At 62.1% G+C, this 16,282-nt stretch carries 16 protein-coding genes; 12 read left to right on the top strand and 4 right to left on the bottom strand.

Going from position 1 to position 16,282, the window contains the following annotated elements; translation table 11 throughout:
- Positions 1–215 precede the first annotated feature (215 nt).
- Both HGO40_RS07595 and mifR read left to right on the top strand, forming a co-directional pair.
- Positions 216–1,982 (top strand): sensor histidine kinase, encoded by a 1,767-nt coding sequence (locus tag HGO40_RS07595; protein WP_250962519.1) that lies wholly within the window; start codon positions 216–218, stop codon positions 1,980–1,982.
- Entirely contained in the window at positions 1,975–3,309 is a 1,335-nt protein-coding gene (mifR, locus tag HGO40_RS07590) for a two-component system response regulator MifR (RefSeq protein ID WP_250962518.1), read from the top strand. The genes HGO40_RS07595 and mifR overlap by 8 nt, the downstream gene beginning before the upstream one ends.
- A 42-nt stretch (positions 3,310–3,351) precedes the next feature.
- Here mifR and HGO40_RS07585 read toward each other — a convergent pair whose 3' ends face one another.
- The gene (locus HGO40_RS07585; protein WP_250962517.1) at positions 3,352–3,678 is read right to left on the bottom strand and encodes a hypothetical protein; all 327 of its coding nucleotides are present in this window, start codon (positions 3,676–3,678) and stop codon (positions 3,352–3,354) included.
- A gap of 331 nt (positions 3,679–4,009) precedes the next feature.
- Between HGO40_RS07585 and HGO40_RS07580 the strand changes: the two genes are divergently transcribed.
- The 9 genes from HGO40_RS07580 (at position 4,010) to HGO40_RS07540 (ending at position 14,125) form a co-directional block, all read left to right on the top strand.
- The gene (locus HGO40_RS07580) at positions 4,010–4,768 is read left to right on the top strand and encodes a hypothetical protein (protein ID WP_250962516.1); all 759 of its coding nucleotides are present in this window, start codon (positions 4,010–4,012) and stop codon (positions 4,766–4,768) included.
- 77 nt (positions 4,769–4,845) lie between these two features.
- Positions 4,846–5,343, top strand: coding sequence for a CS1 type fimbrial major subunit (locus HGO40_RS07575; RefSeq protein ID WP_250962515.1), 498 nt, complete (start codon positions 4,846–4,848; stop codon positions 5,341–5,343).
- Between the two features lie 72 nt (positions 5,344–5,415).
- Positions 5,416–8,103, top strand: a complete 2,688-nt coding sequence (locus HGO40_RS07570; RefSeq protein WP_250962514.1) for a TcfC E-set like domain-containing protein — start codon at positions 5,416–5,418, stop codon at positions 8,101–8,103.
- Positions 8,100–9,248, top strand: a complete 1,149-nt coding sequence (locus HGO40_RS07565) for a CblD like pilus biogenesis initiator family protein (RefSeq protein WP_250962513.1) — start codon at positions 8,100–8,102, stop codon at positions 9,246–9,248. Before HGO40_RS07570 ends, HGO40_RS07565 begins: the two co-directional genes overlap by 4 nt.
- 155 nt (positions 9,249–9,403) lie before the next feature.
- On the top strand, positions 9,404–10,567 hold the full coding sequence (locus tag HGO40_RS07560) for a CblD like pilus biogenesis initiator family protein (RefSeq protein WP_250962512.1): 1,164 nt from the start codon (positions 9,404–9,406) through the stop codon (positions 10,565–10,567).
- A 422-nt stretch (positions 10,568–10,989) separates the two neighbouring features.
- Positions 10,990–11,301, top strand: coding sequence for a hypothetical protein (locus HGO40_RS07555; protein WP_250962511.1), 312 nt, complete (start codon positions 10,990–10,992; stop codon positions 11,299–11,301).
- Between the two features lie 325 nt (positions 11,302–11,626).
- Positions 11,627–12,946 (top strand): MFS transporter, encoded by a 1,320-nt coding sequence (locus tag HGO40_RS07550; RefSeq protein WP_250962510.1) that lies wholly within the window; start codon positions 11,627–11,629, stop codon positions 12,944–12,946.
- 148 nt (positions 12,947–13,094) lie between these two features.
- Positions 13,095–13,385 (top strand): hypothetical protein, encoded by a 291-nt coding sequence (locus HGO40_RS07545; RefSeq protein WP_250962509.1) that lies wholly within the window; start codon positions 13,095–13,097, stop codon positions 13,383–13,385.
- A 119-nt stretch (positions 13,386–13,504) separates the two neighbouring features.
- Complete coding sequence (locus HGO40_RS07540; RefSeq protein WP_250962508.1) at positions 13,505–14,125, top strand: flavin reductase family protein; 621 nt, start codon at positions 13,505–13,507, stop codon at positions 14,123–14,125.
- A gap of 162 nt (positions 14,126–14,287) precedes the next feature.
- Here HGO40_RS07540 and HGO40_RS07535 read toward each other — a convergent pair whose 3' ends face one another.
- From HGO40_RS07535 to HGO40_RS07525, 3 genes are read right to left on the bottom strand one after another with little or no spacing between them, the layout of a single operon-like run.
- Positions 14,288–14,521, bottom strand: a complete 234-nt coding sequence (locus tag HGO40_RS07535) for a hypothetical protein (protein WP_250962507.1) — start codon at positions 14,519–14,521, stop codon at positions 14,288–14,290.
- A 41-nt stretch (positions 14,522–14,562) separates the two neighbouring features.
- Positions 14,563–14,916 (bottom strand): putative quinol monooxygenase, encoded by a 354-nt coding sequence (locus HGO40_RS07530; RefSeq protein ID WP_250962506.1) that lies wholly within the window; start codon positions 14,914–14,916, stop codon positions 14,563–14,565.
- A 53-nt stretch (positions 14,917–14,969) separates the two neighbouring features.
- Positions 14,970–15,131, bottom strand: coding sequence for a hypothetical protein (locus tag HGO40_RS07525; protein ID WP_250962505.1), 162 nt, complete (start codon positions 15,129–15,131; stop codon positions 14,970–14,972).
- Positions 15,132–15,243: 112 nt separating this feature from the next.
- Here HGO40_RS07525 and HGO40_RS07520 point away from each other — a divergent pair, with 112 nt between their 5' ends.
- The gene (locus HGO40_RS07520) at positions 15,244–16,173 is read left to right on the top strand and encodes an AraC family transcriptional regulator (RefSeq protein ID WP_053124712.1); all 930 of its coding nucleotides are present in this window, start codon (positions 15,244–15,246) and stop codon (positions 16,171–16,173) included.
- Positions 16,174–16,282 lie beyond the last annotated feature (109 nt).

Genomic DNA, 16,282 nt, shown 5'->3' with positions numbered 1-16,282 from the left:
ATCCAGCAGCCCAGACCCTCCCCCCCCGCACATTCCGTGTGGGCGCGGGCGTGCGCGCGAATGCGGCGGGCCAGCCGACATCAATGTTGAATGTGCCGGCTTCTTCGCGAGCAAGCCCGCTCCCACAGGATCTGCGGCAGGCTCGAAGTACATGATCGCTTGACGCAACCGCCATGCTATCGTGCCCGCCCGACTTTCCACTGGTTTACGCCAGCATGCTGCCGACCACCCGTACCTTGCGCCTGTCGTTGTACACCTTGCTGATCCTCGCCGGCGCGGCGGTTGCCGCCACCCTCGCCGTGCGCCACGCCGAGCGCGAGGCCTTGGAAGAAGACGCCAGCCGTGCCAGCCAGCAGTTGGCGCTGTATGCCAATTCGTTGCATACCCTGATCGAACGCTACCGCGCCCTGCCCGCCGTGCTGGCGCTGGACCCAGAGTTGCGCTCGGCCCTCAAGGGGCCGGTCAGTCCAGCCCAGCAGGATGCGTTGAATCGCAAGCTCGAACAGATCAATGGCGCCGCCCAGTCATCCACATTGGAACTGCTCGACCACAGCGGCCTGGCCGTCGCGGCCAGCAACTGGCGCTTGCCCAGCAGCTATGTCGGTCACAACTACGGGTTTCGCCCTTACTTCATCCAGACACGCACCCATGGCACCGGGCGGTTTTATGCGGTGGGCGTGACCAGTGGCATTCCCGGTTACTTCCTGTCCAGCGCGGTGACCGACGACGACGGCAAGTTCCTCGGTGCGATGGTGGTGAAGCTCGATTTCCCGGAGCTGGAGAAAGAGTGGCGCCAGGGCAGCGCCACGTTGCTGGTCAGCGATGCGCGAGGCATCATCTTCATCGCCAACCGCCCGGGCTGGCGCTATCGCCACCTGCGCGCGCTGTCCGACAGCGACCTTGCCGAGCTCAAGGCTACGCGCCAATACGACAAGCAACCGCTGAAACCGCTGGCCTTCGAGCCGCTGCGCCGCTTCGATGACAACAGCCATCTGGCCCGGGTAGAAGCCCCCGATGGCTCGGCGGATTACCTGTGGGAATCCTTGCCGTTGACCGCCGAGGGCTGGACCCTGCACTTGCTGCGCCGCCCGCAGATTACCTTCGAGGACTTGCGCAACGCCGGGCTCGCCGCTGCGGGTTTGTGGTGGGCGCTGGTGGTCCTGTTGCTGTATCTCAACCAGCGCTGGCGCCTGGCAAGGTTGCGCCAGCGCAGCCGCGACGAGCTGGAACGGCTGGTGGAGGCGCGCACTCGGGATCTGCGCACGGCCCAGGACGGGCTGGTGCAATCGGCCAAGCTGGCGGCGCTGGGGCAGATGTCGGCGGCCCTGGCCCATGAAATCAACCAACCGTTGACCGCCCAGCGCATGCAATTGGCAACCCTGCGCCTGCTGCTGGATCACGGTCGGGTCGATGATGCCTACAAGGCCCTCAAGCCGGTGGATGACATGTTGACCCGCATGGCCGCCCTCACCGGCCACTTGAAGACGTTCGCGCGCAAAAGCCCCCGCGGCCTGCGCGAACGACTGGACCTGGCGGCGGTGGTGGACCAGGCCCTGCAATTGCTCGACACACGCCTGCGTGATGAGCAGGTCAGTACCGTGTTGCACCTGACCCGCCCGGCGTGGGTGCGCGGCGATGCGATCCGTCTCGAACAGGTGTTGATCAACCTGCTGCGCAACGCCCTCGACGCCATGGCCGGCCAACCGCTCAAACGCTTGGAAGTGCGCCTGGAGGCCGATGAGCAATTGTGGCGCCTGACCGTCAGCGACAGCGGCACCGGCATCGCCGAGGAACACCTGGCCCAGGTGTTCGATCCGTTCTTCACCACCACGGCCGTGGGCGACGGCCTGGGCCTGGGGCTGGCGGTTTCGTTCGCAATCATTCATGAATCCGGTGGGCGGCTGACGGCGGACAACCACGGGAACGGCGCGGTAGTCTGCGTGACCTTGCCCATCGATCAGGAGGCGCAACTGCATGCTTGATTCAGTCATGGTCGTGGATGACGAAGGCAGCATTCGCAGTGCCGTCGAGCAATGGTTGAGCCTGTCGGGATTCCAGGTGCAACTGTTCAGCCGCGCCGACGAATGCCTGGCCCGGTTGCCGGAGCATTTCCCCGGGGTGATCCTCAGCGACGTGCGCATGCCCGGCCTCAGCGGCCTGGAGCTGCTGGCCGAAGTGCGCCGCCGGGATCCGGACCTGCCGGTAATTCTCTTGACCGGTCACGGCGACGTGCCCATGGCGGTGGAGGCCATGCGCGACGGTGCCTACGACTTCCTGGAAAAACCCTTCAGCCCGGAAGCCCTGCTTGGCAGTTTGCGCAGGGCCCTGGACAAGCGTTTCCTGGTGCTGGAAAACCGTCGATTGCACGAGCAGGCCGATACCAGGACCAGGCTCGATGCCACCTTGCTTGGCGTCTCCCGCTCGTTGCAAAACCTGCGCCGCCAAGTGCTGGACCTGGCGACATTGCCGGTCAACGTGTTGATCCGTGGTGAAACCGGCAGTGGCAAGGAATTGGTCGCCCGTTGCCTGCACGACTTCGGCCCACGGGCGAGCAAACCCTTCGTGGCGCTGAATTGCGCGGCCATCCCCGAACCACTGTTCGAAGCGGAACTGTTCGGCCATGAAAGCGGCGCCTTCACCGGCGCCCAGGGCAAACGCATCGGCAAGCTCGAATACGCCGACGGCGGCACGCTGTTTCTCGATGAGATCGAAAGCATGCCGCTGGCCCAGCAGGCCAAGTTGCTGCGAGTCCTGCAGGAGAAGAAGCTCGAACGCCTGGGTTCCAACCAGAGCATCCATGTGGACTTGCGCATCGTCGCCGCGACCAAGCCGGACTTGCTGGACGAAGCACGGGCCGGGCGTTTTCGCGAGGACCTGGCCTACCGCTTGAACCTCGCCGAGCTGCGCCTGCCCCCCTTACGTGAACGGCGCGAAGATATTCCGTTGCTGTTCGAGCATTTCACCCACAGCGCCGCCGAACGCCTCGGCCGCCCCGCCACGCCCTTGAGTGGCCCGCAACTGAGCCATCTGCTGAGCCACGATTGGCCGGGCAACGTGCGCGAGCTGGCCAACGTCGCCGAACGCCAGGTATTGGGGCTCGATCAACTGCCCGTCCTGGAGGCGGAGCCGGGCCAGTCCCTGGCGGCCCAGCAGGAAGCCTTCGAAGCCCAATGCCTGCGCGCCGCCCTGACTCGACATAAAGGCGATGTGAAAGCGGTGCTAGAGGAACTGCAACTGCCGCGCCGCACCTTCAATGAAAAGATGCAGCGGCATGGGTTGAGTCGAGAGATGTTCCTGCAGGACAACTGATGGGCTGTCGCGACGCGACTCGCGATCACCCCTGGCCTGGGGTCAACCCGACAGCAAACTGGCAATCAGCCGTTTCCGACCTGCCACATCCAGCGCGCGGTAGCCATCCAATAGCAATTCTTCATCCGGCGCCAAGGCCGGTGCGGTTGGCGCACGCTCGCCCGTCAGGACGTAGTGGGCATCCACCCCGATCGCCACCAGTTTCGCCACCAGATCGGCCGGGCATTTCTGCCGCCCGGAGACCACTTCTTTCAGGCGTTGCGGGCTCGACTCGCCTGCCGCACGAGACGCGGCGGCCAGCGAAACACCACAACGCGTAATTTCTTCGCGCAGACGAACGTGGATATAATCCACCAAAACTATTGACATGGTGGATATATCCCACCAAAATCGCCAACACAAAAAACGGCCATCATCGCCTCACTAGAATCGGCACCACGGCCGTGCAAAGACTGCGCGCATTCGGAATCCCATCCATTTCGCGGTAATCAGCAAGCAGGGTGCATTGAGCATGAATTTACTCCGGAAATTTCCTACAGGAAATAGCGAAGAGTCTGAAAGCAAAAAAGAGGTAGGACACGGGGTCTTGCGCGGCGTAACGAAGCGCCGTTTTTTTCTCATGCATGACCGCAGGTTGGGTCGAAACACGTCCCCTATGTATTAAACGTTGATCGTCCCTCTTCCTTGTTCGAGGTTTTAAATGCATTTGTATCAAGTGTTTACCCGTCCCTGGGCTGCCCTGGGCAAACTGGCATTCATGACGCTCGCCATCGGCCTGTCGTTGCCAGCCACCGCGAACATGGTGGTCTACCCGATGAACAGCACCATCGGCACCGAGCAGGACGGCATTGGCCAGATCCAACTGCACTCCAAGTCCGACAAGGTGCAATACATCAAGGTCAACGTGACCCAGATCCAGCGCCCCGGCACGCCCGACGAACACGAAAGCCCGCTGTCGCCGGCCGATGCCCTGGGCATTGTCGTGTCGCCACAGCGCACGGTGCTGGCGCCCGGCGCGAGTCGCACCATACGGATCATTGCCCAGGCGATACCCAGCGAAGAAACCGTCTACCGGGTCTATTTCGAGCCGGTCGCGGCACCGGGCCTGGCGGACGAAGACGATTCAGAGCCCGACGGCGTACAACCCAAGATCGGCGTCAATCTGATCTGGGGCGCCTTGGTGCGCGTGTTACCCGACGATCGCCGCACCAGCCTCAAGCTGCAACCCAAGAGCAACGAACTGCGCAACGACGGCACCCTGCGCGTCGGCGTGCTGCAGGTCGGCCAGTGCGCCGACGTCCAGGGCGAGAAAGACTGCATCTGGAACGACGTCAACCGCAGCCTTTACCCCGGCAGCACGCTGCCAGTCTCACCCGGTTCAAGTGGCAACGTGGTCGTGCGTTTCGTGACCAGCGACGACAAACGTCCCCGCACCCTCGCCGTATTGCCGGAAAGCTGATTCCCATTTTTCACCCAAGCCACGTGCCTTGGCACGTGGTCAGGCCCCCGTTCACCCATAGCAAAAGAGGAACACCCATGAAACTGATGAAATTCGCCCCCTTGGCCCTGGTCGCCCTGACCTCGCTGCCCGCCATGGCGGTGGAGAAGAGCATTATGGTCTTTGCCGATGTCGACCCGACGCTGGAAATCCTCCAGTCCGATGGCAGCCCGTTGCCGCCTTCCATGGAGATGGCCTACCTGCCGGGTGCCGGCCTGCGGCCGACCAGCCTGGGTACGCGGATCTACAGCAATGACACCGACAAAGACATGACCTTGCGACTGATCACCAGTCCGGTCCTGGCCAACATGACCAACCCCGCCGCCGCCGCCGTTCCCCTGAGCGTGAGCTACGGCGGTCGTGCGCTCAACACCACCGGTGTCACGTTGCCCGCCGCCGACCTGTTCCCGGGTGGCGACCCTACCAGCGGCTCGATCGAGCAAATGCTGGAGATCCGCCAGAGCACCGCGGGCGCCATCGCCAACGCCGGTCGTTACGAAGGCATGGTCAGCCTGGTATTGACCCAGCAGCCGTAAGTATCGCCGGTTCATCCCCAGAAGGGAGGTACGGCACCGTCGTACTTCCCTTTTCCTTCGTCAAGGCCCTGTATGAAACGCCACTTCACTGCACTCTCCATCTCCCTGACCTGGGCGCTGGCCGATGCCGTATCGGCCGCGTCCACCGATCTGCCCCAGGTGCCGGCCGGTTTCGAGGCGCTGGTTGAAGGTCAGGTGGAACAACTCGAACTTCAATTGCTCAATCGCAACCTCGGCCTGCACCCGGTAATGGTGCGACCCGGCCGTATCGAATTCCAACAGCCCGAGCGAATCGCGGCGCTGCTGGTCGAGGCCGGTGCCTCGGCCTCCGCCCAGGAACTGCAGCCGTTGCTGTCCGAACCGTTGCCCAGCAACAGCCAGTTGGCCTGCTCCTATGGCCTGGCCAGCGAAGCGAGCTGCGGCTACCTGGAAACCGATGCGGTGGCAGTGATTCTCGACGAGGCCGGCGCACGCCTGCAAATCCTCATGCGCAAGGATTGGCTGCCGGCCAACGATGCAGCGGCGCTGCGCCTGCATACGCCCACCGAGGCCCAGAACGCCCTGGTCCATCGGCAGAACATCAACATCGCCCAGGCCGACAGCTACCGCGCCCTGGGTGCCAGCGGCCTCGGAGCCCTGGGCCTGGGAGAAAGCAGCCACCTGGGCTTCACCTGGAACTACCAGGCCTACCAGAACAAGCGCGGCAGCGAGAGCAACCTGGAGTTCAACAACGCCTACTACCGGCAGGACTTCGATCGCGAACACTACGCCCAGGCCGGGCGCATGGACATGAGCAACCTGTCCAGCGCCGAAGGCGGCAATTTCAGCTTCAGCTTGTTGCCCCTGGGCCGGATCGACGGCGCCCGCGTCGGCACCACCCTGGCCTACCTCAACCGCGAAGTCGTTGGGCAAGGTACGCCGATTTCCCTGATCCTGACCCAGCGCTCGCGGGTCGATGCGTTCCGTGGCGAAGAACTGCTGTCCACGTCCTACCTCGACGCCGGGGTGCAGAACGTCGACACCCGGACCTTTCCCAACGGCAGCTATCCGGTGACCCTGCGGGTGATCGAAAACGGCCAGGTGACCCGTACTGAAACCGTGCCTTTCAGCCGCACCGACGGCAACGGCCTGGGGGACGACACCGTGCAATGGTTCCTGCAAGGCGGGCGCACGGCGGAACATTCGCTGTACGAACAGGACCCCTCCGCCGTGGCCCAGACCGGCCTGCGCATTCCGTTGCGCGATGACCTGGCGCTCACCAGCGCGGTCACCTGGCTGGACTCGGCGTTCTATAACGAAAGCCGCCTGGATTGGGCCGGCACGCTGGGGGCCAGCAGTTGGTCGTTATCCGGCGCCGTCCTGGCCGGCAACGATGGCGCGAGCGGCAACAGTCAGCAAATGACCTTCACCCACGGGATCTCCTGGAACCTGTATCGCTACTCGCTGCGCAGCCCCTCCTGCGAACACAACACCCGCGCCTACCAACAGAGCGGTTGCAACGAAACCTTGATGGCCAGTGCCGCCCTGCCGCTGGCCGGCGGTACCTTCAGCGCCGGCTACACTTACAATCGCTATGCCCAAGTGAACCCGTTCTCCTATTGGAACGATATACCTGACGAAGACGATCCGACCCGCGACCTGACCACATCCACCTGGGCCCGACCCCTGCAACTGGGCTTCTCCCGCAGCCATGTCCTGGGACCCTTCCACCTCATTCATCGGGTGGGCGCGTTCCGCAATGCCAGCGGCAACCGCGACACCGACCACGGCGTGTACCTGAGCCTGAACCTGTCCCACAACGAGCGTTCGAACACCGGCGGCTACCGCCAAAGCAACCTCGGCGTGGACATGCGCCGCGAGCAGCATGCCCGTGACAGCCTGCGCACCGGCCTGGGCCATACCCGCGCCTGGGACAACGAACAGGGCAGGAACGAAGTGAACACCGGCGTCGGCTACGATGACCAGGGCCGCTGGGACGCGGAAGTCGGCGGACGGATCGAACGTAACTGGGGCGAAACCAGCCTGACCGTGGCCCAGCGTGGCGGCGACGAGCAAGACTCGCGGCCAAGCCTGAGCGGCAATCACTCTTCCTCCCTGGCGCTGGGGCGCGAAGGTTTCTTCTGGGGCCAAGGCCAAGGCGGTACAGGACCAGGGGCCGCCGTGGGCATCGTTGCCGCGCCGCTGGAAAACGCCACCGGTGCGGCCGCCAAGATCAGCGGCGGCTACGGCGCCCAGACCAGCATCGGCTTTGGTGAAAAACGCCTGATTCCGGTCAATGGCTTCGAAGCCACCCAGACCCGCATTAGCGACGCCGATGCCTCGCGCCAGAACCTCAGCTCGGTGAACGTCGGCAACGGCAGCCGCGAGTGGTTCCTGCCACCGGGCAAACTGGCGGTGCAACGGATCGAGTCCAGCGTCAGCTACACCTACGTCGGACGCTTGGTGAATCCGCAAGGTGAACCGCTGGCACAGGCAGCCATTCTCAATGCGGCGATGCTCGAAACCGGCGAGGACGGCAGCTTCGTCGTCGCCCTCAACCATCACCCCGAGCCCTTGTTCGCCCTGGACCTCAACGGTGTGCACGCCTGCGCGATCCAAACCCGCGCGGCCCGCAGCAGCCTGCGCCGGGTCGGCACACTGACCTGCGAAAGCACCACTCTGGACGCTTTGCCCAAGGACCTCAACGACCCGGATCGCCTGGGACGCTGGACCGCACGGCGCAGTGCCGCGTTATCGTCGGACAAGAGGAATCAGCCATGAGCAGAACCTTGAACCATTGGGCCCTTCACCTGGTTGTACTCGTTTACTCGGGCGCCGTGCTGCCGGCGCTAGCGGATGTCCATCCCGTCGACCACTACCAGATGGTGACGCTCAATTACGACCGGGCGGCGCCACCTGGGGATCATTACCTCTGGAATAAGATGCTGCATGGCTGGCACGAAGCCCCACAAACGCAAACCGGCTATAGAACCATGCATTTTGTTTGCCTTTCCAATACCGATCCCGCGACCGGCCAGTGCCGCACATCCAGCTATGGGGAAACCGGTATCACCAACGTAGCGCTGCGTTTCACCGAGAGACGCAGCCGCCTGTCCGTGGTACTGCAGGTCAGAGGCTATCTGTCGCGCAAACGCCATCTTGGCAACGGTTGCGGAACCTGGGTGCCGCTTGACTTCTTGCTGAGTTCAACGGCAAGGCTCAGTACCTGCGGGGAGGAGGAGCCCACGGGCACGGCCTCTACCCTTTGGATTCCTCAATCGGAGCTCGCCAAGCTACCCTCCGGTGGCGTCTGGACCGCGCAACTGATCATGAAACTCAAAACGTATCACTCGCAACCCATTGGAAACGCCAAGACCTTCACCGTGGATTTCAAGCTGGACGTCACCGACCACAACAGCATGCAAATCTACCTCCCCGACTACGGCATCAGCACTCCACAGGTAGACCTCAACCTGCGAACCCGCCCGTTGAGCACCGCACCCGGTGGCATCGTCTCCGGCCAGGCGGTGGTGGATGCCTGCCTCTACGACGGCTACAACGCCAACAGCCAGCGCTACGAGATTCGCGTGACCGGCATGAACTCCGTGCCGGGCATGGACGGACGCTTCTTCGTCCACCATGTCTCCGGCGGCACCGGCGAGCGTAACCGCATCGAATACAAGGTGCGCACCCGCACCGCCAATCTAGGGGAGACGCAACATCAGTCCGGGCAACCGGTGAGTTTCAGCGGCATCAACAACGCCGAGATCCGCGCCGTGAAACTGCCCAATGTGCCTTTCCCGGTGGTATGCACACCGTGGCCGATCACCTTGGACACGCCGGCGTTCAACCAGATCGACAAGAACACTGGGCAGTATCGGGGCGAGTTGAAGCTGGAGTTCACGCCTTCGACGTCTTCGCCCTGAGTTTTTTGGCGCCCAGGGTGGCGCCATCGCGAGCAGGCTCGCTCCCACAAGGATTATGTGTACACAGGTCCAAATGTGGGAGCGAGCCTGCTCGCGATGAGGCCAGCAGCGCCGTCAAATTTCCCCTTCCAAAAATGCAGTCATAAGAACCCGCAATGAACAGACTCTTTCCCCGATGGGCTCGCCGATTAGGCGCGCTCATCGCTGCAGCCACCGCATTACCCGCCTTCGCAGGCGTCGTACCCAGCGACCACTACCAATCCGTGGTCCTCAATTTCGACCGCTCGGCCCCACCCGCCGATCATTACCTTTGGACCCGGATGACGCATGGCTGGAGCGAACAACACATACCGGGCGCCGGATATACGAACCTGCACTTTGTCTGCCTGTCCAGCACGGATCCGGCCACGGGCCAATGTTCCACGACGACTGCCGGACGGTTGGGCACCACCAACATCCCGCTGCGCTTCACCGAGCGGCGCAGCGGTCTGAGCTATGTACTCGTCCTCAAGGGCCAACTCCACCGCAGGTTTCCGCTCAATCTTTGCAACGGGTCTTGGGACGGCAAGATATTTGTCTTGACCACCAACGCACCGGCTTATTGCGGCCAGGAAGATGAGGAAGTTTCCCTGCGATCGGAGGGGACAGGCTCAACCGTCTGGCTCCCCCAATCAGAACTCGCCAAACTGCCCACCGGCGGCATCTGGACGGCGAAGATGATCTTGAAACTCAAGCGGTATTACTCGCAACCGATCAGCGCGGCCAACACCTACACCGTAGACTTCAAGCTCGACGTCACCGACCACAACAACATGCAAATCTACCTGCCCGCCTACGGCATCAGCACTCCACAGGTAGACCTCAACCTGCGCACCCGCCCGTTGAGCACCGCCCCTGGCGGCGTCGTCTCCGGCCAGGCGGTGGTGGATGCCTGCCTCTACGACGGCTACAACGCCAACAGCCAGCGCTACGAGATTCGCGTGACCGGCATGAATCCCGTGCCGGGCATGGACGGGCGCTTCTTTGTCCATCATGTCTCCGGCGGCACGGGTGAGCGCAACCGCATCGAGTACAAGGTGCGCACCCGCACCGCCAATCTAGGGGAGACGCAGCATCAGTCCGGGCAGCCGGTGAATTTCACCGGCATCAACAACGCCGAGATCCGCGCCGTGAAGCTGCCCAATGTGCCTTTCCCGGTGGTATGCACACCGTGGCCGATCACCTTGGACACGCCGGACTTCAACCAGATCGACAAGAACTCCGGGCAGTACCGGGGCGAGTTGAAGCTGGAGTTCACGCCTTCGACTTCTTCGCCCTAAGGTTTTTGGTGCCTGAACCGGCCTCATCGCGAGCAGGCTCGCTCCCACAAGGATTATGTGTACACAGGTACAAATGTGGGAGCGAGCCTGCTCGCGATGAGGGCACTAGAGCCGCCGAATTCTCCCATTTAGCCGTGGGGGCCAAGTTGACATCGCGGCGATGAAAAACAGATCGGCCATGTATGAAAAATCTGTCATTCAACTGCGATTAATCCCGCGTTAATGCCCGTGCCCCACCCTGGGTTCACTGGATCGATGTCCTGCGCAAGGTTCGCTGCGAATGCCAAAGCGCGTGAATGCGCCCGCCATAACATCGATTTAATCGATTGTTATTAGCATTTATTTGCGCTTTTCAATCAATTTTATTGGCGTAGCATTCAACCCATGCAAGACATATCGCCAACGAACCCGGAGTAATCACCATGAAAACCAAACTGATCATCGCCCTGACCCTGTCTGTACTGGCCGCCAACACCTTCGCCGCCGATGGCTTCGACCGCACCGTCGCCGCTGACGGTTACGACCGCACTGGCGCTGCCACTGTTGCTGCCGATGGCTTCGACCGCACCAGCGGCGCCATCGCTGAAGACGGCTTCGACCGCACCAGCGGCGCCCTCGCTGAAGACGGCTTCGACCGCACCAATGGCGCCATCGCTGAAGACGGCTTCGACCGCACCAACGGCGCCCTCGCTGAAGATGGCTTCGACCGCACCAATGGCGCTGCCATCAGCTAATCCGATAACCCTCCCTCACAGCCCGGCTTCGGCCGGGCTTAGTTGTTTTTAGGGTCCGTGAAACCCCGCAGCGATAACAGCAGAGCACATGTGTCGGATTTCAAAGATCCAATGTGTCGGCGCCCGCTCGCGAAAGGGCCGGCCCGCACCGCCACATAAGCGGATTCCCGCCCACACCCCCAGCTTCAATAAGCGGATTTCCGCTCACCGAATCACCACACCCCCTCTAAACCGGCCTTCTCCCACCTGGCACAGCTCCTGCTATAGCCCTGTCAGGCTGCGTTCCCACGCGCTCCACAAAAACAATTAAACGAAGGATCCTTCAATGGATAACTCAAACGCCCTGCCCATCGGGTCGGCTGCCGTGCCCGCCCGTGAAAGAACCACCGCCAGCCGGATCAAGTCGATCTTCAGTGGCTCGGTCGGCAACATGGTCGAGTGGTACGACTGGTACGTCTACGCCGCTTTCTCCTTGTACTTCGCCAAAGCCTTCTTCCCCAAGGGCGACACCACCGCCCAATTGCTCAACACCGCCGCGATCTTCGCCGTCGGCTTCCTGATGCGCCCGATCGGTGGCTGGCTGATGGGCCTGTACGCTGACCGCGCTGGTCGCAAACGCGCATTGATGGCCTCGGTGTACCTGATGTGCTTTGGCTCGCTGATCATCGCCCTGAGCCCCGGCTACGAAACCATCGGCGTCGGCGCACCGATCCTGCTGGTGTTCGCCCGCTTGCTCCAAGGCCTGTCGGTGGGTGGCGAGTACGGCACCTCGGCGACTTACCTGAGCGAAATGGCGACCAAGGAACGTCGCGGTTTCTTCTCCAGCTTCCAGTACGTCACGCTGATTTCCGGCCAGCTCATCGCCCTCGGCGTGCTGATCGTGCTGCAACAGGTCCTCACCACTGAACAGCTGTATGCCTGGGGCTGGCGCATCCCGTTCGCCATCGGCGCGCTGTGTGCGGTCGTTGCGCTTTACCTGCGTCGCGGCATGGAAGAAACCGAGTCGTTCACCAAGAAGGAAAAAGCCAAGGAAAGCGCCATGCGCACCTTGATGCGCCACCCCAAGGAATTGCTGACCGTGGTCGGCCTGACCATGGGCGGCACCCTGGCCTTCTACACCTACACCACTTACATGCAGAAGTACCTGGTGAACACGGTGGGCATGAGCATCTCCGACTCCACCACCATTTCCGCCGCCACGCTGTTCCTGTTCATGTGCCTGCAACCGATCATTGGCGGGCTCTCGGACACGATCGGTCGTCGACCGATCCTGATTGCCTTCGGCATCCTGGGGACGCTGTTCACCGTGCCGATCCTCACCACCTTGCACACCATCGAGACCTGGTGGGGCGCGTTCTTCCTGATCATGGCCGCGCTGATCATCGTCAGCGGCTACACCTCGATCAACGCCGTGGTGAAGGCCGAACTGTTCCCTACCGAAATTCGCGCCCTGGGCGTCGGCTTGCCTTACGCACTGACCGTGTCGATCTTCGGCGGCACCGCTGAATACATCGCACTGTGGTTCAAGAGCATCGGCATGGAGACCGGCTACTACTGGTACGTGACGGCTTGCATCGCCGTGTCGCTGCTGGTTTACATCACCATGAAGGACACCCGCAAACACTCGCGGATCCTGACGGACTGATAGCTGCGTTTGTACAAACGAAAGGGGCGAACCTGCACAGGTTCGCCCCTTTCGTCGTTTCGGGCCGGCGTCGTTTCCTACATTAATTTCCACTTAATGGCCCCACTCCATCCTCCCCCCATCAACTATCGATGCTTGGAGTATGACCATGAAAACCAAACTGATCTTCGCCCTGACCCTCACTGCACTGGCCAGCAGCGCCTTCGCCGACGACGGCTTCGACCGCACCGGCACCGCCGCTTTTATCGCCAGCGGTCACGAGCGCGCCGGCTCCGCCGTTGTGGCCAAGAAAGATGAAAACCACGCCATCGAGCCTGCCGTCGCCGCGGATGGCGCCGACCACGCGGATGCGGCGTCTACCAACTACCCTCAGCCATCACTAAATCCTGTGGGAGCGGGCTTGCTCGCGAAGGCAGGGTGTCAGTCGATACTATACTGACTGACACTGCGCCTTCGCGAGCAAGCCCGCTCCCACAAGGTTTTGAGGTGCTGACAAAACGGGCTGATCGCTGCACTATCGTCGGATCCCTCCAAATAGCACCGGATTTGCGCACCCTCATGCCCGACGATACTCATTACTACGAACCCGCCCAAGGCCATGGCCTGCCCCACGACCCGTTCAATGCCATCGTCGGCCCACGGCCCATTGGCTGGATCTCTTCACAAGATGGCGAAGGCCGCCTGAACCTGGCGCCCTACAGTTTTTTCAACGCCTTCAACTACGTGCCGCCGATCATTGGCTTCTCCAGCGTCGGGCGCAAAGACAGCCTCAACAACATCGAACAGACCGGTGAGTTTGCCTGGAACCTGGCCACTCGCCCGCTGGCCGAGCAGATGAACCAGAGCTGCGCGATGGTCGCGCCCGAGGTCAATGAGTTCGAACTGGCGGGTCTGACGGCGGCTCCGTCACGGGTGATCCAGGTACCGCGTGTCGCCGAAAGCCCGGTGTCCTTCGAATGCAAGGTCACGCAGATCATTCAATTGCAGCGGGCGGACAAGGGGCTGGTGCCGAGCTGGCTGATCCTCGGTGAAGTGGTCGCCGTGCATATCGCCCAGTGGCTGTTGAAGGATGGGGTGTACGACACCGCCGCCGCCGAGCCGATCTTGCGCGGTGGCGGGCCGGCGGATTATTTCCAGCTGGGGCCTGAGGCGTTGTTCAAGATGCATCGCCCGAAGTAAGCGATAAAATCCTGCAAACAACACCGCTCACTTGAAATGAAGGTATGTGTGGCGAGGGAGCTTGCTCCCGCTTGGGTGCGCAGCACCCACCAAAAAAGGGGCCGCTGCGCAGCCCAGCGGGAGCAAGCTCCCTCGCCACAAAAGCAATCACCAAAAGACTGATTACCAGACCAACCCGCCCTCATCGTCGACGCCCTTGAGATGAGTCAACTGCACGGCGGCGGCTTCATCGGCCTTGGTAGCGGTTTCGAACGTCTGCTCTTCAAGCACCTTGTTGAAACGCGGCGCACCTGAGCCGCCGATGGCCTTGGTGGCTATGGCGGCGTGGTAACCACCGCCCTCCTTGGGAACAACAGCAGAAACAGCTTCAAAAGTTTCAAAGGCTTTACGTGCCATATTGCGCATCCTGGCGATGAAAAATGACGCTCATTAAACCTTCAACCGGCCAGTTTGTGTACCTGCGCCCGGCACCCTTCGGTCGCCTGGGCGGCGGAGACTTCCCTGAAGGTATGGAAATCCAGGCTGCTCACTACCAGGTCTTGCACCAGCTCGGCGAAAATCGCCATGGCCGGCGAATTGAAGTATGCGTCCATGGACGGCTGATTGACCCAGAGCCCGGACACCAGCCACAAATCAGCGTCGCATTGCGATTGCTGCAAGGCAAAGTGCAAGCAACCGGGCGCCTGGCGCGAAGGTGCGATCAGCGTGCTCAGGCGCGCACCCAATTGCTTGGAGCAACCGCTGCGGGCCCGGATAAAAGCCATGTGGCTGACGGGGATGTATGTAGTCATGTTCAACCCTCCCAGGTAATCCGTTGTGCAGCCGGGGACAGGCTGCGACAGGATCAAAGGTTAAGCGCCGCGCCGCCAGCTTCGTTAGTCGATTCCTGCCGACCCATTGCACAATCCTGCGCATCGGCCGCTCGAATTTCGCCATCGATCCGGTTACAAGCCGGGAAGTTGAAACAAAAGGTTTCAAGCAAGTTTCGGCAGCGTTGCACCGTCATGGCCCATTGCGCCGTGCAGGATCAGGCAAGCTTTCAACAGGATGTGGCTACCGCTGCGCCTTGCACAAACATAAGCTTTGTTCATCGCTCCCTATTGCCTGAGGATTCCGGCATGTCGCCACTCGATCACGCCCACGTCCCGCTGGACACGTACCTGGAACAACAGCGCGCCGAACTGGCGTCGATCATTGACCGTAACACCAGCGAAGACGGCAGCTACGCCACGGCGATCGGCTCGCTGAACCTGTCGCGGCACAGCCAGCCGCACAAATTCGCCCCGGTGCTGGCGCAACCGGCGCTGTGCATCATGGCCCAGGGCAGCAAGCAGGTGCGTCTGGCGGATGAGTTCTTCAACTACGATCCACTCCATTACCTGGTGGTCTCGGTCTCGATGCCGCTCAGTGGTTGCATCGCCGACGTGTCGCCCGAGCAGCCGATCCTGGCCTTGCGCCTGGACATCGACCCGACGGAAATCACCGCGTTGATCGCCGATGCCGGCCCCTTGGGCGTACCGACCCGCCCCGCCGGGCGCGGGCTGTATGTCGAACGCCTGGACACACCAATGCTCGACGCCGTCCTGCGCCTGGCACGGCTGCTCGACACGCCAAAAGACATCGCCATGCTCGCGCCCCTGGTGCGCCGGGAAATCCTCTACCGCCTGTTGCGCAGCCCGCAGGGCTATCGGCTGTATGAAATTGCCATCGCCAACAGTCAGAGCCACCGCATCAGCCAGGCGATCAAATGGCTCAACGGTCATTTCGAACAGCCGTTGCGCATCGATGACCTGGCCCGGGAAGTGAACCTCAGCGTCTCGACCCTGCATCACCGCTTCAAGGCCATGACCGCCATGAGCCCGCTGCAATACCAGAAGCAACTGCGCTTGCAGGAAGCCCGCCGGCTGATGCTGGCCGAAGGGCTGGAAGCTTCGGCGGCGGGGTATCGGGTGGGTTACGAAAGCCCTTCGCAGTTCAGCCGCGAGTACAGCCGGTTGTTCGGCGCGCCGCCGCTAAGGGATCTGGCGCGGTTGCGGATGACTGTTTGAGCTGAGGGTTGTGTTGGCAGGGCTGGCCTCATCGCGAGCAAGCTCGCTCCCACAGGGGATGTTCAGTGAACACAAATTGTTTGTTCACCGCAGTCCAATGTGGGAGCGA

The sequence above is a fragment of the Pseudomonas sp. CG7 genome (assembly GCF_023701885.1).
Taxonomy (GTDB): Bacteria; Pseudomonadota; Gammaproteobacteria; order Pseudomonadales; family Pseudomonadaceae; genus Aquipseudomonas; species Aquipseudomonas zanjanensis.
Note: the sequence above shows the minus strand (reverse complement) of the source record. Positions and strands in the feature narration are given on the sequence as shown.